This window comes from Pseudomonas sp. Pc102 (assembly GCF_018408275.1).
Classification (GTDB): Bacteria; Pseudomonadota; Gammaproteobacteria; order Pseudomonadales; family Pseudomonadaceae; genus Metapseudomonas; species Metapseudomonas tohonis.
Window position 1 is genome coordinate 1,391,584 of record NZ_AP021905.1, and the last position, 22,835, is coordinate 1,414,418.

Sequence of the window (22,835 nt, forward strand, 5' to 3'; positions counted from 1 at the left end):
GTTCACAGTTCGGCGTTGTTGTGGTTGTTCCGTGTGTCCGTTACAGCGCGGTCACCTGGCCGCGATGGCTGGGCAGGGTGGCCGGCAGGTTGTGCAGGGCGCGCTCGGCCAGGTCCGCCTGGGGGTAGTCGCCATAGAACATGCGGTACCAGTCGCGGCCATCGCGTTGCGAGCGCTGGATGCGCAGGGGCTCCCCGGGGTGGCGGGCCATCAGTGCGCGCATGTACTGCTCGTTGCTGCCTTCGATCAGGTTGATGCTGTAGCGCTTCGCCACCGAGGGGGCGGCAGGCGGCGGGCTGGCCTTGGCGGCGGAAGGGGGGCGCTGGCCTGGGTGCTGGCGTGCAGGGGCGGTTCGGATGGTGCCGCGTAGGGACGCGCGGCGGGAGCCGGCTGGGGCTCCACGGAGGGCGGCGGGGTGGCTCGCGCCGGGGCTTGCGGTGCCGGCTGCTGGAACAGCTGCACCGGGTCCTGCGGCAGGGCGCGCTGGGCGTCCTGGGTGGCGGTCAGGTGGCGCATATCCTGGTACTTCTCCTGGCTCAGGTCGGCCAGGCGGGTGCCGTCACGCACCACCCTGGGCCGCAGGAAGACCATGAGGTTGCGCTTGACGTTGACGTCCTTGCTGGAGCGGAACAGGCCGCCGACCAGCGGGACGTCGCCCAGCAGCGGCACCTTGCTTTCGCTGCGTGTCACGTCGTCCTGGATCAGGCCGCCGAGCACGATGACCTGGCCGTTGTCTGCCAGCACGGTGCTCTTGATCATGCGTTTGTTGGTGACCAGGTCGACCGCGCGCGAGGCCGCCCCGGTGCTGGGGGCGATGGAGGAGATCTCCTGCTCGATCACCAGGCGCAGGGTGCCGCCTTCGTTGATGTGCGGGGTGACCTTGAGGGTGACGCCGACATCCTTGCGCTCGATGGTGGTGAAGGGGTTGTTGGCCCCGGCGGCGTCGGTGGTGTAGGAGCCGGTCTGGAAGGGCACGTTCTGGCCGACGAGGATCTCGGCCTGCTGGTTGTCGAGGGTGAGCAGGCTGGGGGTGGACAGCAGGTTGCTGTGGCCGCTGGCCGACAGCGCGGTGATCAGCGCGCCGAAGTTGTCGTTGCCGATGCCGACGATGGCGCCGTCGGGCAGGCTGACCGGGGTCTTGGCTTCGATGGCGCCGAGCAGGGTGCCCACCGACAGCCCGGTGTTGCTGAAGTTGGTGCCGCCGATGGGGCCGCTGTCGGAGCGGCCGTCGATGGCCCACTGCACGCCGAGCGCTTCGCTGACGTCGCCGGACATCTCGACGATGGCGGCTTCCACAAGCACCTGGGCCCGGGGCACGTCGAGCTGGTGCACCAGCTCCTCCAGCTGGCTGACCATGTCGGGCTCGGCCATCAGGATGAGGGCGTTGAGCCCTTCGTCGGCACGGATCAGCACCGGCGCCTGGGTGGTGGTGGGCGAGGTGGCGCCGCGCAGTTGCTCGGACAGGTCGCTGAGGGTCTTGGCCAGGTCCTTGGCGTCGCCGTGGCGCAGGCGCACCACCCGGGTGTTGGCGGAGCGCACGGGCGCCGTGTCCAGTTGGCGGGCCATCTTCAGCAGGCGCTCGCGGGCTTCGGGCGGGCCCAGCAGCAGCAGGCGGTTGGTGCGCGGGTCGGCGATCACCTGGGCGTTGCCGTTGCCGACGGCCTGACCCCGGCGCAGGCTTTCCTGGAGCATGGCGGCCACGTCCTTGGCCCAGGCGTGCTGCATGTCGTAGAACACGCTGTCGTCGGCGCCGGCCCGGTCGAGCTGGGTGATCAGGGCGATCAGCCGCTCGATGTTGGCGCGCTTGTCGCTGACGATCAGCGAGTTGCTGGAGGGGATGGCCGCCAGGTGGCCGTTCTGCGGCACCAGCGGGCGGATCAGCGGGAGCAGTTCGTTGACCGGGGTCTGCTGCACTTGCAGCAGGCGCGTCTCGAGGGTTTCCGGCCCGCTGCCGACGGGGCTGTTGGCGACGCTGCGACCGTCGATGTCGGGCACGATGCGCGCCTGGTTGCCCTGGGCGATCACGCTGTAGCCGTGGGTGCTCATCACCGAGAGGAACAGCTGGTAGACCTCGCTGAGGGTCAGTGGTGACTCGGAGATGACGGTGACCTGGCCCTTGACGCGCGGGTCCAGCACCAGCGTCTGGCCGCTGATGCCCGCCACCAGTTCGGTGAAGTCCTGGATGTCGGCATCGCGCATGTTGATGGTCCAGCGTTCTTCGCTGCCGTCGGCGGGCGGTTGCGCCATCGCCAGGGGGCAGAGCAGCAGGACGATCCAGGCGGCATGACGGAGCCTGGTGCACAGCGTCAGCAGCAGGTAGCGGGCCACCCGCAACGGCGGGAATACGGGTGTGGTACGAAGCATGTGGAAAGCTCGACAGACATCCGCGCATCCGTGCGCCTTGCTGGTTTTCTCTGGAGGGCCCTACCCGGGGCCGAAGGACTGGCGAGAATAAGTAAAGTTGCACGCATGTACTAAAAATCCGCTTGCAACTGTGGGCGGTTTCACACTGTTTATCCTGACCATTCGGTCATGTGCGACTGGTTGGCAGATTGAGGAAAATCCCGGGCGTTGCCCCGCGATGCCGCCTTGTTTTTTTGATGGATCGACCCGGCCTGCAGTGACGGTGGCGCCGATCTGCGCCCATGAAAAAGCCCGGCGCAGGGCCGGGCTTCTTCATGGAGCGGGGAGGCTTACTTCACTTCCACCGCCAGGCTCTCGGCGATCTTCTTGTTCCAGATCGCAGGGCCTGTGATGTGCACCGATTCGCCCTTGGTGTCGACGGCGACGGTGACCGGCATGTCCTTCACCTCGAACTCGTAGATCGCTTCCATGCCCAGTTCGGCGAAGGCCAGGACCTTGGACTTCTTGATCGCCTGGGCCACCAGGTAGGCGGCACCGCCGACGGCCATCAGGTACACGGCCTTGTTGTCCTTGATCGCGTCGATGGCGATGGGGCCGCGCTCGGACTTGCCGATCATGCCCAGCAGGCCGGTCTGCTCGAGGATCTGTCGGGTGAACTTGTCCATGCGGGTGGCGGTGGTGGGGCCTGCAGGGCCGACCACTTCGTCACCGACCGGATCGACCGGGCCGACGTAATAGATGAAGCGCCCCTTGAGGTCCACCGGCAGCTCTTCGCCCTTGTTGAGCATGTCGACCATGCGCTTGTGCGCGGCGTCGCGGCCGGTGAGCATCTTGCCGTTGAGCAGGACGGTCTCGCCCGGCTTCCAGCTCTGCACGTCTTCCGGGGTCAGGGTGTCGAGGTCGACGCGGCGCGCGGAGGGGCCGGCTTCCCAGACGATCTCCGGGTAGGCGTCCAGCGGCGGCGCTTCCAGTTCGGCCGGGCCGGAGCCGTCGAGCACGAAGTGGGCGTGACGGGTGGCGGCGCAGTTGGGGATCATGCACACCGGCAGGGAGGCGGCGTGGGTCGGGTAGTCCATGATCTTCACGTCGAGCACGGTGGTCAGGCCGCCCAGGCCCTGGGCACCGATGCCCAGCTGGTTGACCTTCTCGAACAGCTCCAGGCGCATCTCCTCGATCCTGTTCTGCGGGCCACGGGCTTTCAGCTCATGGATGTCGATGGACTCCATCAGCACTTCCTTGGCCATCACCGCGGCTTTCTCGGCGGTACCGCCGATGCCGATGCCGAGCATGCCCGGCGGGCACCAGCCGGCGCCCATGGTGGGGACGGTCTTGAGGACCCAGTCGACGATGGAGTCGGAGGGGTTGAGCATCGCCATCTTCGACTTGTTCTCGGAGCCGCCGCCCTTGGCCGCGACGTCCACTTCCACGGTGTTGCCGGGGACGATGGAGTAGTGGATGACCGCCGGGGTGTTGTCCTTGGTGTTCTTGCGGGCACCTGCCGGGTCGGCCAGGATCGAGGCGCGCAGCACGTTCTCCGGCAGGTTGTAGGCGCGGCGTACCCCTTCGTTGATCATGTCGTCGACGCTCATGGTGGCGCCATCCCAGCGCACGTCCATGCCGACACGCACGAAAACGGTGACGATGCCGGTGTCCTGGCAGATCGGGCGATGGCCGGTGGCGCACATGCGCGAGTTGATCAGGATCTGCGCCATCGAGTCGCGCGCGGCGGGCGACTCCTCGCGCAGGTATGCCTCGTGCATGGCCTGGATGAAGTCGACGGGGTGGTAATAGGAAATGAACTGCAGTGCGTCGGCGACGCTCTGTATCAGGTCGTCCTGCTTGATCACGGTCATGGGGCGCGCTCCTCTTGAATTCGGGAACATCGGGAAGCGCCGGACCACGACCCGGCGCGCATTGGATTGGGGGTGAAAATGGCGCGGAAGTATACCGCGTGCTCAAGCGCGGGCACACCCGCCGACAGTCGACCTTGGTCGCTGACCGCCCCTCACGCGTCCCCTAGGTTTTTTGTGATCACGGGCGTACAGTGGCGGCATGGTGCCACTACGGGATGGAGCCCATGAGCACAGCGAGTCAACGGGTCACCCATCGCGCGTTGCAAAGCCTGCTGCTGAAACGCTTCGGCATGGCGGCCTGCACCTATGCCCTTGCCCTCTGCCTGTTCTGGATAGCCGTGCTGGGGAACCTGTACCACGCGACCATCGCCAGTGCGCTGGCCGCCTGCGCTCTGATCGTGCTCTCGCAACTGGTCTTCCTGTTCATTTTCCTCAGCGGCCGCAACCTGGCCTTTCGCGACCCCAGCCTGACCGAGGCACAGGTCCTGGTGGCCCTCGCCTGGCATACCTTGCTGCTGTCCGACCTGGAAGGCGCCCGGGGCGCACTGCTGGTGGTCTATGTGCTGATCATGCTGTTCGGCGCGTTCCAGCTGCAGCCGCGGGTTTTCGTACGGTGCTCGGCCATCGGCTTCTTCGCCTTCACCGGGCTGAACCTGTGGGAGGCGTACCAGATGCGCCTCGCCGAGCCGGCCCTGGCGGTACTGCAAGTGTGCGCGCTGTTCGTGGTGCTGGGCTGGCTGGCCCTGTTCGCCAGCTATGTGCAGGCCCTGCGCCAGCGCATGCGCCAGCGGCGCTTCGCCCTGCAGGCGCACCAGGACACGTTGCGCGGCATGATGCGGCAGCTGGAGGACCTGGTCGCCACCGACGAACTGACCGGCCTGTTCAACCGCCGTCACTTTCTGCGCCTGGCCACCCGTGAGCTGCAGGGGCTGGCGCCCGGCCGCCAGCACGGCCTGGCGCTGATCGACCTCGATCACTTCAAGCGCATCAACGACATCCACGGTCATGCCGCTGGTGACCGCGTGCTGCAGACCTTCGCCGCCGTGGCGCGGGCCTGCCTGCGCGATGGCGACATCCTGGCGCGCTACGGTGGCGAGGAGTTCGTCCTGCTGCTGCCCAATTGCGATGCCGACCGCCTCACCGCCTGCTGCGAGCGCTTGCGCGAGGCCTTCGCTTGCGCCGAGCCGGTCGGCGTGCAGGTCGATGGCCTGAGTCTGTCGGCCGGCATGACGTTGCTGGGGGAGAGCGACGAGCTCGATGATGCGCTGCAGCGCGCCGATCAGGCACTCTATCGGGCCAAACGTGGCGGGCGGAACCGCTGCGACGCCGCCTGGGAGGAGCAGGGTGCCTGAACTCGAGGTATCGGGAAGACGCTGGAACGTACCACCGGCCAGCAATCTGCTGGACCAGCTCAACGCCGCAGGATGCAAGGTCCCCTTCAGTTGCCGGGCCGGCAGTTGCCATGCCTGCATGGTGCGCTGCGTGGCCGGCGAGCCGCTCGACGCGCGGCCCGAGGCGCTCGACCCCGAGCGCCGCGCCGAAGGCTGGCGCCTCTCCTGCCAGTGCCAGGTGGTGACGGACATGGTGGTGGAGGTGTTCGACCCGCAGCGTGATGGCCTGCCGGCGGAGGTGGTGGCGCTGGACTGGCTGGGTGACGTCGCGCGCCTGCGCCTGCGTCCCCACCGCCCGTTGCGCTACAGCCCCGGGCAGCACCTGCTGCTATGGAACGCCGAGGGTGTCGCCCGGCCCTATTCGCTGGCCAGCGTGCCTGGCGAGGAGCCCTGGCTGGAGTTCCACATCGACTGCCGCCAGCCCGGCGCCTTCGCCGATGCGCTGCGGCCATTGCAGGTCGGCGCCACCCTGCGCCTGGGCGAGTTGCGCGGTGGCGCCCTGCACTACGACCCGGACTGGGACGGTCGCCCCCTGCTGATCCTCGCCGCGGGCACCGGCCTGGCGCCGCTCTGGGGCCTCCTCCGCGAGGCCTTGCGCCGGCATCACCAGGGCGCGATCCGCCTCATTCACCTGGCCCATGACCCGGCCGGGCACTACCTCGCCGAGCCCCTGCAGGCACTGGCCGGGCGCCATGAAAGCCTGCGGGTCGAGCTGGTCACTGCGGCGCAGCTGCAAGGTGTTTTGGCCGATCTCCGGCTTGTTTCGCGCCGGACCGTCGCCTTACTCTGCGGCAGCCCCGCCAGCGTCGAAGACTTCGCGCGCCGCCTCTATCTGGCCGGTTTGCCGCGCAATCAACTGCTGGCCGACGTATTCCTGAGCCGCTCCTTCTGAGGCGGCCACCGCCGAGGAGCCACCATGAGCGAGCACATCCACCTGGAACGTGACCAGGGCCTGCTGACCATCCGCATGCAGCGAGCGGACAAGATGAACGCCCTGACCCGCGCCATGTACGGCGCCATGGCCGACGCCCTGGACGCGGCTGGCGAGGATCGCAGCGTGCGCGCGGTGCTGATCACCGGCAGCGAGACCTGCTTCACCAGCGGCAACGATGTCGCCGATTTCATCCAGGCACCGCCTTCGGGGCTGGACAGCGAAGTGTTCCGCTTCATGAAGGCGCTGTTCGATTTCGCCAAGCCGGTGGTGGCGGCGGTGAGCGGTCCGGCGGTGGGCATCGGCACCACGCTGCTGCTGCATTGCGACCTGGTCTATGTCGCCCGCGACGCCAAGCTGAAGATGCCCTTCGTCAATCTCGGGCTTTGCCCGGAGTTCGGTTCCAGCCTGATCCTGCCGCGCATGCTCGGCCATGCCCGCGCCGCACAATTGCTGCTGCTCGGCGAAGCCTTCACCGGCGAGCAGGCGGCGGCCTGGGGCATCGCCAACGAGGCACTGGACGATGGTGCCGCGACCCTGGCCCGTGCTCGCGAGATGGCCCAGCGCTTCGAGCAGCTGGCGCCCTCGGCGGTGGCGGTGAGCAAGCGCCTGATGCGCGAGCCGGGGCGCGAGGAATTGCGCCAGGTGATCATGGAAGAGGGCGAGCTGTTCGGTCAGCGCCTGCGCACACCCGAGGCGATCGAGGCGCTCTCGGCCTTCATGCAGCGCCGCAAGCCGGATTTCTCCAGGTTCGCCTGAGGCTCGCAGGCGGGTTTCACCCGCCCCACGGCGCTCCGGCAACCGCAGGATGGGGCGGGCGGCGTTCCGCGAGCTCCGCGAAACCCATCGATAAGGCGGGTCAGGCACGCACAGGTGCCACGCTCGACTCCGCTTGGTGGAGGTAAAAAGCGACCTCCACCCTACGTATCGGTCATGCTCTGCTCGAATGAAAAAAGGCCGCTCGATGAGCGGCCTTTTCACTTGTTGCAGATGCCTTACACCAGCGGGTCGCCGACGTGGAGGATCTTCATGGTGTTGGTGCCGCCAACGGTGTGGTAGCTGTCGCCCTTGGTCAGGATGACCCAGTCGCCCTGCTGCACGATGCCGCGCTTGAGCAGTTCGTCCACGGCGGCCTGGCTGACCTTGTCGGCCGGCAGCGCGGCCGGGTCGAAGGGCACGGTCTGCACGCCGCGGAAGAGAGCGACGCGGGCCTGGGTGGCACGGTGGGGGAGAAGGCGAAGATCGGCACCGAGGAGCGGATGCGCGACATGATCAGCGGGCTGTAGCCACTCTCGGTGAGGCAGATGATGGCCTTCACGCCCGGGAAGTGGTTGGCGGTGTACATGGTCGCCAGGGCCACGCTCTCGTCGCAGCGGCTGAAGGTGTGCCCCAGGCGGTGGCTGGATTTCTGGCTGGTGGGGTGCTTCTCGGCACCGACGCAGACGCGCGCCATGGCCTTGACCGCTTCCACCGGGTATTCACCGGCGGCGCTCTCGGCGGAGAGCATCACGGCGTCCGTGTAGTCCAGCGCGGCGTTGGCTACGTCGGAGACTTCGGCGCGGGTCGGCATCGGGCTGTGGATCATCGATTCCATCATCTGGGTCGCGGTGATCACGGCTTTGTTGTAGCGGCGGGCGTGCAGGATGATCTTCTTCTGGATGCCGACCAGCTCGGCGTCGCCGATCTCCACGCCCAGGTCGCCACGGGCCACCATCACGGCGTCGCTGGCGCGGATCAGGCCGTCCAGGGCTTCGTCGTCGGCCACGGCTTCGGCGCGCTCGATCTTGGCCACCAGCCAGGCGCTGCCACCGGCTTCGTCGCGCAGGCGGCGGGCCAGTTCCATGTCGGCGGCGTCACGGGGGAAGGAGACGGCCAGGTAGTCCAGGTCCATCTCGGCGGCCAGCTTGATGTCGGCCTTGTCCTTGGCGGTCAGGGCCGGGGCGGTGAGGCCGCCGCCGCGACGGTTGATGCCCTTGTGGTCGGACAGCGGGCCGCCGATCAGCACGGTGCAGTGCAGTTCGTCGGCGGTGGTGGCGTCGACGCGCATGACCACGCGGCCGTCGTCCAGCAGCAGTTCGTCGCCGACGCCGCAGTCCTTGATCAGGTCGGGGTAGTCGATGCCCACCACTTCCTGGTTGCCGGCGTCACGCGGGTGGGTGACGGAGAAGCGGAATTTGTCGCCAACGTCCAGTTCGATGCGCTTGCCTTCGAACTTGGCGATGCGGATCTTCGGGCCTTGCAGGTCGCCGAGCAGGGCCACGAAGCGGCCGTGCTTGGCCGCCAGCTCGCGGACCAGGCGCGCGCGCGCCTTGTGCTCGTCGGGGGTGCCGTGGGAGAAGTTCAGGCGGGCGACGTCGATACCGGCGAGGATCAGCTGTTCCAGCACCTCGGGCGAGTTGCTGGCTGGGCCGAGGGTGGCGACTATCTTGGTGCGGCGAAGGGACATGCGAAGGCTCCATTTTTCAAGCAGAGCCCGAGGCTACACCGCTGGCAACCTGTAGTCATTGTTCCTCTTCACTACCCTTTGCGCGGGTCATTCCACGCCCGGATTCAAGGCCTGGTCCAGGTGCCGCGCGGCGTTCTCGGCCTGCTCGGCATCGGGGAACTCGGCGAGCAGGCGGCGCAGGTAGCCGATGGCGCGGCCCCGGTCGGCCCGGGGGTTGGCCGGTGCGAGGTTCATCAGCGCCATCTGGTACAGCGAGCGGGCCTTGATGTCGGGCTGCACATGGGCATCGCCCAGGGCCAGGGAGTAGAGCTGCTCGGCTTCGTCGACGCGGTCCTTGAGCACGGCGCGGCGCGAGAGCAGGGTCATGTCCGGGTCGAGGTCGCTGCGGTAGAGGTCGAGGTTCTGGCTGGGCTTCCAGTCCGCCAGCAACTCGCGGGCGGTCTTTTGCACCGGCTCGTCGGCGCGCTGGCGGATCATCAGGATGCGCGCTTCGGCCCGCTCGGCGGCTCGGGTGCCGGGGAATTCGTTGGTGATCTGGTAGAAGCGGTTGAGCGCCTTGGTGTCGTCGCGCTGGTCGTTGTAGCGGCTCATGTAGATCAGGCCGATCTGGTAGAGCGAGATGGCGCGCACCTCGGCGCTGAACTGGTGGTCCTCGTAGCCGGTCAGGTAGAGCTTCTCGGCCTCGGCACTGGTGCCGTCGCGGATGGCCATGGCGCTGTAGGTCAGCAGGTCGCCGTCTTCCTCCACGGCCGCGGCCATGCGGTTGTTCTTCATCACCTTGTATTCCACCGCTTCGTTGGTGGTCACCTGGGCGATGAACAGCGGCGTGGTGGGGGAGCAGGCGGCGAGCAGCAGGAGGGCGCTCAGGAGGGCGGGGCGGACGGGCTGCATGGAGGCTCCGATGGCGGCGTTTCCGCGAGTCTAGCAGCGCCTCGGTCGGGGCCGCGGGTGCGTTGCGCAAGTCCCATCGGAGGATGTGCCCGGGTCTCTGCCGGACGGCGTTGCAGAAATATCCGACAGCGCCGATATACTCGCCAACGGAGGAACTACCCATGCGCACGCTGATCATCCTGGCCCTGCTCGCCGGCCTCACCGGCTGCACCCGCTGGTCACTCGACCACCACCTGAACAACGCCTACCACGCCTACGACGAAGGTGACTGCGACACGGTCATGCTCGAGCTGTCCCAGGCCGAGCGCAAGAGTCGCTCGCGGGCCTACATGCAGCCGGAGATCTCCCTGCTGCGCGGCCAGTGCCTGGAACGCCAGAGCCTGTTCGTGGACGCCGCGCAGACCTACCACTTCATCATCGGCCGCTACCCCACCAGCGAGTACGCCTACCGTGCCCGGGCGCGGCTGGAGACCCTGGAGAAGCTCGGCCAGATCAGCGGTGCCGTGCCCGCCAAGGCCAGCCCGGCCGCGCTCTGACCGATGTTTCGACCGTCGGTCGTGGCTCGCTTGAGTGGCCTCGTGCCAGCGCTAAGCTTTGCCTTTGTTTCAGGGAGGGGTGCCATGCGTCGCCTGCTTTTGCTGGTCGTCCTGCTGCCAGGGCTGGCCAGCGCGGAGATCTATCGCTGGACCGACGCCAGTGGCAAGGTCCATTTCAGCGAGCGTCCCCAGGCCGGAGCCCAGCAGGTCCAGGTCAAGCCGCAGGTGGTGGAGCGTGACGAGGCCACCCGCGAGCGCGAGCAACGCACCGAGCAGTTCTTCGATGCCCGCCGCCAGGAGCAGGCCGAGGCCCAGCGCAAGACGGCGGACGCACGCAACCAGCGTCAACAGCAATGCGGCAAGCTGCGCAGCGATCTCGCGCGGCTTCGCGAGGGTGCCTCTTTCTACCGTCTCGACGAGAAGGGTGAGCGTCAGTACTACAGCGACGGCGAGATCGATGCCGCCCGTCGCCAATTGACCGCGGAGATCAGCCAGCACTGCGGTTAATAGTTGGTTCGAGTGCAGTAGTGAGGCCATACTGAACGGCCATCAATAGCGATTCGCCATCATGCGTAGCCAGCGCCGAATAGAACGCCATCAGTTGCCCTACTACCTGAAGGTATTCAACCGCATCACCGACAAACCCATGGGCTATCTGGGCAACGTTTCCCTCGACGGCCTGATGCTCATCAGCCAACTGCCGATGCTGGTGGGGGCCCGTTTCGACATGCGCCTGAAGATCCCGGGGCATGACGGCCAGCAGCATTTCATCGACTTCTACGCGACCTGCCAGTGGAGCCGGGAAGACGTCAACCCGGGCAATTTCGATTCCGGGTTCGCCCTGGTGGCGCCGCCGCCGGAGTACGTCGAGATGGTCGAGGCGCTGCGCCACTACTTCAGCTTTCGTCCCCTCCCGACCTCGGTCTGACCGCGTCAGGCGCTAGCCGCTGTGGTCAACGCAGGCCCCCCCGGACTTGGGTCTGGGGGCGGGCAGCATGGGTTTCGTATCTCTACCCATCCTACGGGGACGGTTGCGCCTTGATGGGCGTCAGAGCACGCCGGCTTTCTTCCAGGCCAGGTAGCGCCCCACCAGCTCGGGGCCGAGTTCGCCGGGGCGGCAATCCAGCACCGGGACGTCGTGGGCGGCGAGGCGCTCGTGCAGGCTGGCGCGGGCGTTGAGGTAGTCCACCGTGCCGCAGTAGGACAGCGCCTGTTCGAAGCCTTGCACCGGTTCGTGGCGCAGGGCGTCCAGCACTTCTTCGCGCAGGCTGGCGATCAGCACCCGGTGGTGGCGACCGAGGCGCTTGACCGCGGCCAGCAGCTCCTCGTCGTCCTCGTCGCGCAGGTTGGTCACCAGGACCACCAGGGCGCGGCGGCGCTGGCGGGCCAGCAGGGCGTCGATGGCGGCGCCGAAGTCGGCCGGGCGCTGGGTGCTCTCGAGGTCGTAGACGGCGTTGAGCAGCACGCTCAACTGGGCCGGGCCCTTGACCGGTGCGAGGTAGCGCTGCTGGTCGCCGGCGAAGGTGGTGAGGCCGACCGCATCGCCCTGGCGCAGGGCCACGTAGCTCAGCAGCAGGCTGGCGTTGAGGGCGTGGTCGAAGTGCGAGAGGTCGCCATCCTGGCTGCGCATGCGACGGCCGCAGTCGAGCATGAAGACGATCTGCTGGTCACGCTCGTCCTGGTACTCGCGGGCGATGGGCGTGCGCTTGCGCGCGGTGGCCTTCCAGTCGATCTGGCGCAGGGTGTCGCCGTCGCGGAATTCACGCAGCTGGTGAAACTCCAGGCCCAGGCCACGGCGCGGGCGCTGGCGCACGCCGAGCTGGCTGAGCCAGTCGTCCACCGCCATCAGCTGGGCGCCGTAGAGGCGGGCGAAGTCGGGGTAGACGCGGGTCTCGCCCGGCAGGTCGAGGTAGCGTCGCTGGCCCCAGAGGCCCAGGGGGCTGGGCAGCTCCACCTCGCACAGGGGGAAGGCGAAGCGGCCGCGCTCGAGCGGGCGCACGCGATAGCCGAACTCGGTGACCTCGCCCGGATGCAGGGCAACGGACTGGGGCAGGAACTCGGTGTCCATCCCCGCCGGCACGTGGTCGTAGACCTTGAGTTGCAGGGCGCGGGTGAACGCGTGGTGCACGCGCATGCGCACCTCGCCCCAGCGGCCCAGCGACAGGTTGCCCGGCAACTGGCGCTCCAGTGCGGGCGAAGGCAGGCGGCGCAGCCACAGCGCATCGAGCACGGCGAGCAGGGCGAGGGCGCAGAGCAGCCCCCACCAGAGCAGCCGCAGCTGGTCCGGCAGCTTGGTGCCGAGGGCATGCAGGGTGCCCAGGACCAGCGCCACGGCCAGCAGGCCGGCGATCAGGCCGAGCAGGATGCGCGATGGTTTCATAGGCGCGGCGCCGGCACCTGTTCCAGCAGCTGTTGCAGGACCTGGTCCACGGACTGGCCTTCGATATCCAGTTCTGGCGACAGGCGCACGCGGTGGCGCAGCACGGCCAGGGCGCAGCTCTTCACGTCATCGGGCAGCACGAAGTCGCCGCCACGCAGCAGGGCGCGGGCGCGACCGCCACGGACCAGTGCGATGGAGGCGCGCGGACCGGCACCCAGGGCCAGGCCCGGCCAGGTACGGGTGGCACGGGCCAGGCGCACGGCGTAGTCGAGCACCTGGTCGTCCATCGGCAGCTCGCTGGCGATGCGCTGCAGGGCCTGCACGTCCTTGGCCTGCAGCAGGGTGCGCAGCGGCGCCACCTCCAGCATGTCGGCGCGGGCGGAGCGGGTCACCTGGCGCACCAGGGCGAGCTCCTCGCCGGCCTCGGGGTAGTCCATGCGCAGCTTGAGCATGAAGCGGTCGAGCTCGGCTTCCGGCAGCGGGTAGGTGCCTTCCTGCTCGATGGGGTTCTGGGTCGCCATCACCAGGAAGGGCAGGGGCACCGGCAGGGCGCGGCCTTCGAGGGTCACCTGGCGCTCCTGCATCACTTCCAGCAGTGCGGCCTGGGTCTTGGCCGGGGCGCGGTTGATCTCGTCCGCCAGCAGCAGGTTGGTGAACACCGGGCCCTTGCGCAGCTTGAACTGCTCGCTCTGCATGTCGTACACGGCGTGGCCGGTGACGTCGCTGGGCATCAGGTCGGGGGTGAACTGGATGCGCGAGAACTCGCCGCCGAAGCAACGCGCCAGGGCACGCACCAGCAGGGTCTTGCCCAGGCCCGGCACGCCTTCGACCAGCACGTGGCCGGCGGCGATCAGGGCGGTGAGCACATCGTCGATGACGGCGGTCTGGCCGACCACGGCCTTCTGCAGCTCCTGGCGCAGGGCCTGGGCCAGCTGGCTGGCGCGCTGGCGCTGGCTGCTGGCGGCCGAGGGGGCGGCAGCCGGTGCGACCGGCGCGGCGACGGGCTCGCTCGGCTGGGAAGCCGGCGCCACGGCGGGCGGGGCTTCGGGGGTGACGTCGGAAAGGTCCAGGTTCAGGCCTTCGGCTTCATCGTTGATCGGCTGATCGGGCGTCTGTTCGCTCATAGGGCATTCCTGAGGCTTTGCAGGTGGGCGACCTGGCGGGTGAATTCGGAGGCGCTGAGGCGCTGCCTGGGCAGCGGCCGCATGGCCTGGCTGATGGCGGCGGTGGGCATGCGGGTCAGGCGGCTGAGCACCTGCCACTGCTCGGCCACGCCGAGTCGTTCGAAACCGGGGTGACGGCGCCGCGCGCGGCGCAGGATGTCGCGCTGCAGGCCCTGCAACAGTACGTGCTTGCCGCTGCGGCGCAGGAGGAAGTCGGCGCTGGCGCGCAGGTGCTCCTCCAGTTGGCGGCGCGAACGGCTGGCAGGCGCCAGTTGCGGCCCCTGGCGGCGACCGACGTGCCAGAGCACCAGGGCGATGAGCAGGGCCAGGGCCACCAGGGCCTCGGGGAAGTTGCGCCAGAGCAGCGCCGGGAGGTCGTCGCGTTCGGCCCTGTAGAGCAGCGTCACCTCGGTGTCCTGGGTCAGGTACCAGAGCAGCCAGGCGTTGTCGTGGCTGACGATGTTGCGGTTCTGCCAGATCCAGCTGTCGGTGAGCACGGTGATCAGGCCGTCGCCATGGTTCATCTGCAGCATGTGGGTGGCGTTGGCGCTGTTGGCCCAGGCATGGGCGCGGTCTTCGCTGTCGTAGAGGTGGAAGCCGGTGTCGAAGTCGATGTACGCCGGCGCGTCCTCGTTCTCCAGGTAGAGCTTGGTCAGCTCGGGGTAGCGGTCCTCTTCCTCCGGCTCGGCGTCGGCCTCGGCCGGGGCTTCTTCCTCGCCCTGGGCCTGCTGCTGGTCATCCTCGGCCGCGTCGCTCTCGACGCCTTCCTCGGTGGCGGCGTCTTCCTCGCCCTCGGTCGCTTCGCTCTGCTCGGCGCCCTCGCTGTCTTCTTCGTCGAGGTCTTCGGTCTCGAACTGCTGGATGCCGAGGCGATCCAGCAGCAGGTCGCCGCTCTCGCCTTCGTCCTCGTCGTACAGGGCTTCGGCGACGAACAGCACGTGGCCGCCGTGGGCCGCCCAGTCCAGCACGCGATCGGCCTGCCGCGGGGTCATGCGGCTGCGATCGGCGAGCAGCAGCAGGGTATGGCCGGGGGCGGGCAGGTCGGCCAGGACCTCCAGGCCATCGGCGCGACTGACCCTGAGCCCCTGTTTGCGCAGGAAGCTCTCGGCGGCGAGGTAGTCGTTGAAACGCGCCTCGGGCGAGGGGCCGTGGGTCAGGGTTTCCTGGTACGGCTCGATCTTGTTCAGCAGCCAGATGAGGAACAGGCCGAGCAACAGGAAGAGCAGGGCACCGAAGATGAAGCCGCCGCGACGGGTCATGCGCTGGCTCCCTTGGCGATCAGCCGGCGCCAGCCCTCGCAGAGGCCGCGCTTGAGGCTCTCCGGCGGCAACTGGTGGCCGTAGGCGAGGTTCTGCCAGTGACGGGTGAGGACCTGGGCGAAGCGGGACAGCTCGTCACGCTGCAGCCCCTGCACCAGGCCGAGTACCTCGCCTTCGGTGTGGGAGCCCTTGAGCGGCAGGCGGAAATCGTGGAGCAGGTGGCTGAGCAGCGCACGGTAGAGCAGGCCGAGGGCCTCGCGCGGGTGCTCGGCCCAGAGCCGCTCGGCTTCGCTGGCGACATCGTCGGGCAGGGTCTCGGGCGCGACTTCCAGGCCGAACAGCTGCAACGGCGCCTCGCGACGCTTGCGTTGGGGCAGGCCGATGCTGCCGACGAAGGTGGAGAGCCATTCGCGGTAGCGCCAGATGATCAGGGCGACGAGGCTGATCAGCAGCCCCCAGAGCACGACCTTGATGATGAGCGCCAGCCAGGAGGTGCTGTTCCAGAGGTCGGCCAGCTTGAACAGGCCCTTGATGAAGTTGGTGAGGCTTTCCGCGTCTTCCTTGGAGAGCTCTTCCTTCTTCTTGTCCTTGGCATCGGTGTCGGGGAAGCGCCAGCGGGTCACCGTCTCGCGGTTCTCGAAGGGGGGCTCGTCGAGCAGCTTGGCGATGCTCTCGCTGGCGGCCTGGCTGCTCAGTTCCTGGTGGGTGAGGCGCGGGGCGTCGGGGCCGTTGGGGTCTTCGACCGGGAGCGGGCAGCTGCTGGCGCCTTCGGCGGCCAGCACCGGCTGGGCGGGCAGGGCGCTCGCCAGGACCACGCCCATGCCCAGCACCAGGGCGTAGGCGAGGCCGGTCAGGCGCTGGCGCAGGCGGCGGAACACCAGTTCGATGTCCCAGGCCTCGAGTGCGGTGCGGCGGTTCAGGTAGAGGGTGAAGCCGCAGGCGACGTAGACCGGTTCCCAGACCATGAGCACGAAGAAATACAGGCTGTTGGACAGGTGCTCCATCCACACCCAGTCGCCTTCGGCCTGCTCCAGCAGTTTCTGCCAGTCCCAGTCGGCCACCACCTGCTGCGGCAGCATCAGGTAGAGGAGGGTGATCAGGCCCATCCACAGGGCGGTTTCCAGGTGCATGCCGATGATGGTGAGCCAGGTGGCGCCGCCGGCATCGCGCTGGCCGAGGACCACCAGGCGCTGGCTGCGGGCCGCGCCGGAGAGGCCTTCGAGTTGCATCACCGGCATGTCGAAGCTGCGCGTTGGGCTGAGGCGGCGCCAGGTGAGGCTGGCGATCAGCTGTGGCTTGAGCAGGCGCGGGTAGGCCTTGAGCGCCTCCTTGAGCGTCGGCGTGTCGCCGAACAGCGCACGGGAGAGGATGTACAGCGGCAGGCGCTCGAAGGCGGGCTTGAGCAGCCAGAAGACGAACATCGCCCAGCCGGAGTAATTCCACAGCAGCAGGCTGAGCAGGAGGAACACTGGCAGGGTGATCAGCGCCCAGCTGGCCATGAGCAGGCCCATGTGGCGCCGGGCGAGCAGCACGCCGAGGTCCATGGCTTCCCAGGCGCTGCGGGGGCGGATGGCGACGCTGGCATCAGTCAGGCGCATGGCGACTCCGACCGGCGAAGCAGAAGTAGCTGCCCACCAGCAGCCACAGGCCCGCGCCCACGATGTATTTGACCTTGGGCGTGGTGAAGGTCATGGACGACCAGTAGGCCTCGATGAAGGCGGCGATCAGCAGCATGAGCATGGCGCCGGCGATCAGCTTGACGCTGTGGGTGGCGGCCAGGCGCAGGGATTCGGCGCGGGTCATCCGCCCGGGGGCGAGCAGCGACCAGCCCAGCTGCAGCCCGGCGGCACCGGCGAAGGTGATGGCGGTGAGCTCGAAGGCGCCGTGGCCGATGACGAAGGACCAGAAGGTCTCGCCATAGCCGACCTCGGTCAGGTGGCCGGCGACGGCGCCGATCATCAGGCCGTTGAAGAACAGGAAGAACAGGCTGCCGAGTCCGAAGAGCAGGCCGCTGGCGTAGGTCTGAAAGGCGATGCCGATGTTGTTCATTATGTAGTGGCCGAACATCATCCAGTCGTCGCCGGAGTCGCGTTCGCTGGCGCCGATGCGATGGGCGTCGGGCTCGTACATGGATTCCATCTCGGCCACCTGGTCCGGCGGCACCACGCTGTAGACGAGGTCGGGGAACTGGTGCACCAGCACGCCCATCACCGCCAGGCTGACGTAGAACAGCAGGCTGGCGATGAGGACGCTGCGCCACTGCTCGCGGACCAGGCGCGGGAAGCCGCCGAGGACGAAGCCGAGGATCTGCGCGCCCAGGTGGCTGCGGTGGCGGTAGAACTGCTGGTGGCCGCGCATGGCCAGTTGCTGCAACTGGTCGATCAGGTGGCTGCTGTAGCCGCGTTCCTGGGCCAGGGCCAGTTGCTGGCAGAGGTGGCGGTAATCGGCGGCGAAGCCCTCGCAGGACTTGGCGTCGGCCTTGCCGCGCTCCAGGGCGTCGAGCTGGGCGCCGAAGCGTTCCCAGTCGGCCTGGTGGCGACGTTCGAACAGGCTCTGTTTCATGGACTTCCCAGTAGGCTCCTGGCGATGCCGTTGAGGCGGGCCTCGGCCTGCTCGGCCGGGACCTCCAGCGGCTCGGCGAGGATGCCCGCGAGCTCGGCGCGGCGACCGCTGGAGAGGCCGGCCTGGCGCTCGGCGTAGCCGAGGATGGCGCGTTGCTCGGTGAGGCTCAGGATGAAGGGCGCACGTTGTGGCTCGGCGTCCGGCAGTTGCGGGCGCGAGGGCTTGTCCTCGCGGTAGACCACCAGGGTGCCGGCGGCCAGGTCGCCGAGGCGCTTGAAGGCGGGGTGCATCAGCGTGCTGAGGATGCCCAGGGCGTAGCCGAAGGGGAGGATGTCGACGAAGCGCAGCAGGTTGCGCACCAGTGACGAGGACCAGCCAACGGGCGTGCCGTCGTCGTGGACCACGCGCAGCCCCATCAGGTGCTTGCCCGGCGAGCGGCCCTGGTTGAGCACTTCGAACAGCACCATGTACCACCAGGTGACGAGGAAGGTGACGATCAGCCCCAGGCCCATGCCGAACTGCCCGAGCAGCAGGAACACCGAATACAGCACCAGCAGCAGGATGCCGCGGATCAGCAGGTCCACCGTATAGGCGAGGGCGCGGGGCAGGAGGCTGGCGGGGCGCAGCACGAGGTCGATGCCCTCGGGCGTTTCCACCTGGTAGCGGGTGTCCAGGGGGGCGGACTGACCCTGCTCATTTCCATATGGGCTGGTGGTGCGGGACGTCGATGTCATGGGTCGACTGCGTTGGGGAAAGCACGATGCTAGCGGAGCATCACTTGGCGAGGCAACCGACCCGCCGGTGGCGGGTCGGCACTGAGCGGATCACTGCGGCGGGGGCAGCACGCCGAAGATGGTGCGGTAGAGGATGCCGACCGCGATGATGAACATCGGGAAGGTCCAGATCAGGCCGATGCCCAGCGGGATCATGCTCAGGATCATGATCAGCGACAGCACCAGCATCAGGCCGAAGACCTTGAACCAGCGCTGGGTGATGGCCTTGCGCGAGGCTTCCAGGGCTTCCCAGGGCGACAGCTTGCGCTCCATCGCCAGGGGCAGGGCGAGCATGTAGGCGATGGCCAGGTAGAAGCCGGGGATGAGCAGCAGCAGGAAGCCGATGTAGATCAGCACCGCCATCAGGATATTGAGGATGAACAGCGGCACGAACAGGTTGAAGTTGCTGAACAGCTCGTTGAAGTTCAGCGGCTGGCCGGCAGCCTGGCGGATGCCCAGCAGGTAGATGCCGCCAAGAATCGTGGCGCAGAGGCCGGAGCCGATGACGCCGCCGATGAAGGACAGCACCGTGGCGGCGATTTCACCGGCCATGCCGCCGATGAAGCCCAGGACCAGGCCGAACAGTGTGGCCAGGACCTGGCTGGCGACACCGTAGATGATCATGCCGCAGACGATCATGCCCTTGGAGCCCTTGACCCGCTGCCAGGACTCGCTGATCACATCGCCGATATTGAAGTCGTAGCCACGGGCCAGGGCGGCTTCGACGCTCAGGGCGCCGTTGTCGCTGGTTTCGACCAGGGCGCTCTGGGGCGCGGAATAGGGGTTTTCGGGGGTGCCTTGCATGGTCGCTTCCTTGTGAGTCGGTGCAGGAGGCTCAGGCCCGGGGCGGGCATGGCGCGAGCGCGATATTTTCTGGTTTCGGCAGGACGAATTCAATCGGCTGCGTCACTGTTTGGCGAATTGGCGGACGCCGGCCCCTGCCGTCCGGGTGATAGACTCCGGCCCCTTGGCCATAGGAGGCAGCGTGACTTCCAGCATCTTCTGGTACGACTACGAAACCACCGGCATCAATCCGCGTTGCGACCGCCCCATCCAGGTGGCGGGCATCCGCACGGACGAGGCGCTCAACGAGATCGAGCAGCCGCTGAACCTCTATTGCCGGCCCAGCGACGACATCCTTCCCCACCCGGGCGCCTGCCTGGTCACCGGGATCCTTCCGCAGACCCTGCGCGAAAAGGGTCTGGACGAAGGCGAGTTCATCACCCGCGTGCACGCCGAATTGTCGCGACCGGGCACCTGCGGTGCGGGCTACAACACCCTGCGTTTCGACGACGAGATGACCCGCTACAGCTTCTACCGCAACTTCCACGACCCCTATGCTCGGGAGTGGCAGGGTGGCAACAGCCGCTGGGACCTGATCGACACCCTGCGCACCGCCTACGCCCTGCGCCCGGAAGGCATCGAGTGGCCGACCGAGGAAGGGCGCGTGTCGCTGCGCCTCGAACGCCTGACCGCCGCCAACGGCATCGACCATGGCCAGGCCCACGACGCCCTCTCCGATGTGCGCGCCACCATCGCCCTGGCGCGCCTGGTGCGGGACCGGCAGCCGAGGTTGTACGACTTCCTCTTCCAGTTGCGCAGCAAGCACAAGGTGCAGGAACAGATCCGCCTGCTGCAGCCGCTGGTGCATATATCCGGTCGCTTTTCAGCGGCACGGCATTACTTCTCCGTGGTACTGCCGCTCGCCTGGCATCCGAAGAACCGCAATGCATTGATAGTCTGCGACCTGTTATCGGATGTATCGCCGCTGCTGAACCTCGATGCGGAAACTCTGCGACGTCGCCTCTATACAAGGCGCGATGAATTGGCGGAGGGCGAAGTGCCGGTGCCGTTGAAACTCGTGCATATCAATCGTTGCCCGGTAGTGGCGCCCCTTAGTGTCCTGCGGGCGGCGGACCAGCAGCGCCTGCAAGTGGACTTGGCGGGGATTCAGGAAACGGCGCGACAACTTGCCGAGTTGCGCACGCAATGGCAGGACAAGTTGCCGGCCATTTACGCGGAGGAAGCCTTTCCCGGAACCGAAGATCCGGAGCAGCAACTCTATGACGGTTTTATTGGTGATCGCGACAGGCGACTCTGCGAGCAAGTGCGAAATGCCGAACCGCTTCGCCTGGCGCGTGAACCCTGGCCATTCGATGATCCGCGTTTACCGGAGTTGCTCTTCCGTTACCGCGCTCGAAACTTCCCGGATACTTTGTCCCCCGCGGAACAGGATCAATGGACGGTGTTCTGCAGAAACCGGCTCGTTGATCCGGCCCTGGGCGCGCCCAATACCCTGGCGGCGTTCGATCAGGCCGTGCAGGAGCTGAGTGTCGGCGCCACGCCCGCCCAGTTGGCGATACTCCAGGCCTGGGCGGAGCACGCCGCCGCGTTGCGCCAGCGCTACCGGCTATGAAGGGATGCCCCTTTGCAAGAAGGGGTTATTCCGGACAATAAAAAACGCCAGCTTTCGCTGGCGTTTTTCGTACCGTTGGCAATTAGCCCAGCAGGGTGGCCCAGCTTTCAACGGTGTCGGCGCCCCACTTGGCTTTCCACTCTTTCAGTGTCTTGTGGTTGCCGCCTTTGGTTTCGATAACTTCGCCGGTGTGCGGGTTCTTGTATTGCTTGACCTTGCGGGCGCGTTTGCTGCCAGTGGTCTTGGCGGCAACACGCGGGGCCTTGGAAGTTTTGGAGTCCGGATCGAGCAGGGCGATGATATCGCGCAGGGACTTCTGGTATTCGCCCATCAGGGTGCGCAGTTTGCCTTCGAATTCCAGCTCTTTCTTCAGCTTGTCGTCTTGCGACAGGTTCTTCAGGCGCTCTTGCAGTTCTTTGATGGCTTCTTCGGTAGCGCGGTATTCGTTGATCAGCGACATGTCTGAGTCCCTTGGTGAAAATGGTGTTGGCGGCGGTGACTTGAATGTCAGGGATAATAGTCAGCGCGTTAATACAAGTAAACAGCGGGAAAAGTTTTGTCGGGATTATTTTCCGGATATGCCGTTGTTTGAATTAATGCGCACTGTCCGAAGCGATCGATCCGGAGGTTGGAACTTGTGTGCATTCGGGCCTCCGTCCGAGTTGGCCCGATGGGGTGCATGCGCGACGGGAAGTTCACGGGGCTGCTGAAGTTTTCACGGCGTGTGGATAGAATGGCCGCCTTTGCGAAGTATCTGGAGTTTCCCCCATGCGCACATTTCGTCTGGTGATCGCCTGTCCGGACGGCGTTGGCATCGTAGCCAAGGTCAGTAATTTCCTGGCTACTTATAACGGCTGGATTACCGAGGCGAGCCATCACTCCGACACCCAGAGTGGCTGGTTCTTCATGCGCCACGAGATTCGCGCCGATTCGCTGCCTTTCGACCTGGAGGGTTTCCGCCAGGCCTTCGCGCCGATCGCCCGTGAGTTCTCCATGGAGTGGCGCATCACCGACTCCGCCGTCAAGAAGCGCGTCGTGCTGATGGCCAGCCGCGAGTCCCACTGCCTGGCCGACCTGCTGCACCGCTGGCACAGCGGCGAGCTGGATTGCGAGATCCCCTGCGTGATCGCCAACCACGACGACCTGCGCAGCATGGTCGAATGGCACGGCATCCCTTACTTCCACGTCCCGGTGGACCCGAAGAACAAGCAGCCGGCCTTCGAGCAGGTCTCGCGCCTGATCGACGAACACAAGGCCGACAACGTGGTGCTGGCGCGCTACATGCAGATCATCCCGCCGGACCTGTGCCAGAAGTACCGCCACCAGGTGATCAACATCCACCACAGCTTCCTGCCCTCGTTCATCGGCGCCAAGCCTTACCACCAGGCGTCCCTGCGTGGCGTGAAGCTGATCGGTGCGACCTGCCACTACGTCACCGAGGAACTGGACGCCGGCCCGATCATCGAACAGGACGTGGTGCGCATCAGTCACCGCGACAACATCGAGGACCTGGTGCGCCTCGGCAAGGACGTGGAAAAGCTGGTGCTGGCCCGCGGCCTGCGCTATCACCTGGAAGACCGCGTGCTGGTTCACGACAACAAGACCGTGGTGTTCGACTGACACAACGGACGTCCGCCAGTGGCGTCGGGAGGCCGGCATGACCGATCCACGCAACCGGGGTACCTCCAGCCCGCCGCCGACCCTCGGCGAGGGCTGCGTGCGCCGCTACGACCCCGATGAGCTGACCGAGGAGAACGGCACCGACTTTCCCGGTGCCGCGGAGTTGTGGGAGCGGGTGCGCAAGGAGCAGCCGCAACCGCCCGGGGACGAGGGCGACGCCCCGTAGCGCAAGGCGCTCCCGCTGCGCCGG

The 22,835-nt window shown here is 67.1% G+C and carries 21 protein-coding genes and 1 pseudogene; 9 read left to right on the plus strand and 13 right to left on the minus strand.

Features of this window, described 5'->3' with window-relative positions:
- Positions 1-40: 40 nt before the first annotated feature.
- The 3 genes from PHLH3_RS06595 to PHLH3_RS06605 all read right to left on the minus strand — a co-directional run bounded on the left by PHLH3_RS06595 (position 41) and on the right by PHLH3_RS06605 (position 4,217).
- Positions 41-274 carry an SPOR domain-containing protein gene (locus tag PHLH3_RS06595; protein ID WP_213628634.1) on the minus strand — a complete coding sequence of 78 codons (234 nt, stop codon included), beginning with the start codon at positions 272-274 and terminating at the stop codon, positions 41-43.
- Complete coding sequence (gene gspD / locus PHLH3_RS06600; protein ID WP_244862987.1) at positions 247-2,364, minus strand: type II secretion system secretin GspD; 2,118 nt, start codon at positions 2,362-2,364, stop codon at positions 247-249. Before gspD ends, PHLH3_RS06595 begins: the two co-directional genes overlap by 28 nt.
- A 329-nt stretch (positions 2,365-2,693) precedes the next feature.
- Entirely contained in the window at positions 2,694-4,217 is a 1,524-nt protein-coding gene (locus tag PHLH3_RS06605; RefSeq protein WP_213628635.1) for a fumarate hydratase, read from the minus strand.
- Positions 4,218-4,441: 224 nt separating this feature from the next.
- Here PHLH3_RS06605 and PHLH3_RS06610 point away from each other — a divergent pair, with 224 nt between their 5' ends.
- The 3 genes from PHLH3_RS06610 to PHLH3_RS06620 are packed head-to-tail and all read left to right on the plus strand — an operon-like array spanning position 4,442 to position 7,298.
- On the plus strand, positions 4,442-5,569 hold the full coding sequence (locus tag PHLH3_RS06610) for a GGDEF domain-containing protein (protein WP_213628636.1): 1,128 nt from the start codon (positions 4,442-4,444) through the stop codon (positions 5,567-5,569).
- Positions 5,562-6,500: an iron-sulfur-binding ferredoxin reductase gene (locus tag PHLH3_RS06615; RefSeq protein ID WP_213628637.1), complete on the plus strand. Its 939-nt coding sequence runs from the start codon at positions 5,562-5,564 to the stop codon at positions 6,498-6,500. Before PHLH3_RS06610 ends, PHLH3_RS06615 begins: the two co-directional genes overlap by 8 nt.
- 24 nt (positions 6,501-6,524) lie before the next feature.
- Entirely contained in the window at positions 6,525-7,298 is a 774-nt protein-coding gene (locus PHLH3_RS06620; protein ID WP_213628638.1) for an enoyl-CoA hydratase, read from the plus strand.
- A 236-nt stretch (positions 7,299-7,534) separates the two neighbouring features.
- Here the strand turns inward: PHLH3_RS06620 and pyk are convergent.
- Together pyk and PHLH3_RS06630 are read right to left on the minus strand one after the other, a co-directional pair.
- Positions 7,535-8,985 (minus strand): annotated as a pseudogene (gene pyk / locus PHLH3_RS06625) (pyruvate kinase).
- 87 nt (positions 8,986-9,072) lie between these two features.
- Entirely contained in the window at positions 9,073-9,876 is an 804-nt protein-coding gene (locus PHLH3_RS06630; protein ID WP_213628639.1) for an outer membrane assembly lipoprotein YfiO, read from the minus strand.
- 161 nt (positions 9,877-10,037) lie between these two features.
- Here PHLH3_RS06630 and PHLH3_RS06635 point away from each other — a divergent pair, with 161 nt between their 5' ends.
- The 3 genes from PHLH3_RS06635 to PHLH3_RS06645 all read left to right on the plus strand — a co-directional run bounded on the left by PHLH3_RS06635 (position 10,038) and on the right by PHLH3_RS06645 (position 11,340).
- The gene (locus PHLH3_RS06635) at positions 10,038-10,412 is read left to right on the plus strand and encodes a tetratricopeptide repeat protein (RefSeq protein ID WP_213628640.1); all 375 of its coding nucleotides are present in this window, start codon (positions 10,038-10,040) and stop codon (positions 10,410-10,412) included.
- A gap of 84 nt (positions 10,413-10,496) precedes the next feature.
- Entirely contained in the window at positions 10,497-10,919 is a 423-nt protein-coding gene (locus PHLH3_RS06640) for a DUF4124 domain-containing protein (RefSeq protein ID WP_213628641.1), read from the plus strand.
- A 61-nt stretch (positions 10,920-10,980) separates the two neighbouring features.
- Entirely contained in the window at positions 10,981-11,340 is a 360-nt protein-coding gene (locus PHLH3_RS06645) for a PilZ domain-containing protein (protein WP_173178748.1), read from the plus strand.
- Positions 11,341-11,460: 120 nt separating this feature from the next.
- On the opposite strand, the gene PHLH3_RS06650 is transcribed toward PHLH3_RS06645, so the two are convergent.
- The 7 genes from PHLH3_RS06650 to PHLH3_RS06680 form a co-directional block, all read right to left on the minus strand.
- The gene (locus PHLH3_RS06650; protein ID WP_213628642.1) at positions 11,461-12,792 is read right to left on the minus strand and encodes a DUF58 domain-containing protein; all 1,332 of its coding nucleotides are present in this window, start codon (positions 12,790-12,792) and stop codon (positions 11,461-11,463) included.
- Positions 12,789-13,916 carry a MoxR family ATPase gene (locus PHLH3_RS06655; protein WP_244862989.1) on the minus strand — a complete coding sequence of 376 codons (1,128 nt, stop codon included), beginning with the start codon at positions 13,914-13,916 and terminating at the stop codon, positions 12,789-12,791. Before PHLH3_RS06655 ends, PHLH3_RS06650 begins: the two co-directional genes overlap by 4 nt.
- Positions 13,913-15,214 (minus strand): DUF4350 domain-containing protein, encoded by a 1,302-nt coding sequence (locus PHLH3_RS06660; protein ID WP_213628643.1) that lies wholly within the window; start codon positions 15,212-15,214, stop codon positions 13,913-13,915. The genes PHLH3_RS06655 and PHLH3_RS06660 overlap by 4 nt, the downstream gene beginning before the upstream one ends.
- Complete coding sequence (locus tag PHLH3_RS06665) at positions 15,211-16,812, minus strand: DUF4129 domain-containing protein (protein ID WP_213628644.1); 1,602 nt, start codon at positions 16,810-16,812, stop codon at positions 15,211-15,213. Before PHLH3_RS06665 ends, PHLH3_RS06660 begins: the two co-directional genes overlap by 4 nt.
- Positions 16,799-17,776: a stage II sporulation protein M gene (locus PHLH3_RS06670; protein WP_213628645.1), complete on the minus strand. Its 978-nt coding sequence runs from the start codon at positions 17,774-17,776 to the stop codon at positions 16,799-16,801. Before PHLH3_RS06670 ends, PHLH3_RS06665 begins: the two co-directional genes overlap by 14 nt.
- Complete coding sequence (locus PHLH3_RS06675; protein ID WP_173178743.1) at positions 17,773-18,510, minus strand: RDD family protein; 738 nt, start codon at positions 18,508-18,510, stop codon at positions 17,773-17,775. Before PHLH3_RS06675 ends, PHLH3_RS06670 begins: the two co-directional genes overlap by 4 nt.
- A 90-nt stretch (positions 18,511-18,600) precedes the next feature.
- A complete protein-coding gene (locus tag PHLH3_RS06680) occupies positions 18,601-19,353 on the minus strand; it encodes a hypothetical protein (protein WP_213628646.1) in 753 nt (250 codons plus the stop codon).
- Positions 19,354-19,534: 181 nt separating this feature from the next.
- Here PHLH3_RS06680 and sbcB point away from each other — a divergent pair, with 181 nt between their 5' ends.
- Complete coding sequence (gene sbcB, locus PHLH3_RS06685) at positions 19,535-20,965, plus strand: exodeoxyribonuclease I (RefSeq protein WP_213628647.1); 1,431 nt, start codon at positions 19,535-19,537, stop codon at positions 20,963-20,965.
- An 82-nt stretch (positions 20,966-21,047) separates the two neighbouring features.
- On the opposite strand, the gene mvaT is transcribed toward sbcB, so the two are convergent.
- Entirely contained in the window at positions 21,048-21,425 is a 378-nt protein-coding gene (gene mvaT, locus PHLH3_RS06690; protein ID WP_111263379.1) for a histone-like nucleoid-structuring protein MvaT, read from the minus strand.
- Positions 21,426-21,733: 308 nt separating this feature from the next.
- On the opposite strand from mvaT, the gene purU reads away from it, so the two are divergent.
- On the plus strand, positions 21,734-22,585 hold the full coding sequence (gene purU, locus PHLH3_RS06695; protein ID WP_111263380.1) for a formyltetrahydrofolate deformylase: 852 nt from the start codon (positions 21,734-21,736) through the stop codon (positions 22,583-22,585).
- 37 nt (positions 22,586-22,622) lie between these two features.
- The gene (locus tag PHLH3_RS06700; RefSeq protein ID WP_213628648.1) at positions 22,623-22,811 is read left to right on the plus strand and encodes a hypothetical protein; all 189 of its coding nucleotides are present in this window, start codon (positions 22,623-22,625) and stop codon (positions 22,809-22,811) included.
- The last annotated feature ends 24 nt before the right edge of the window (positions 22,812-22,835 follow it).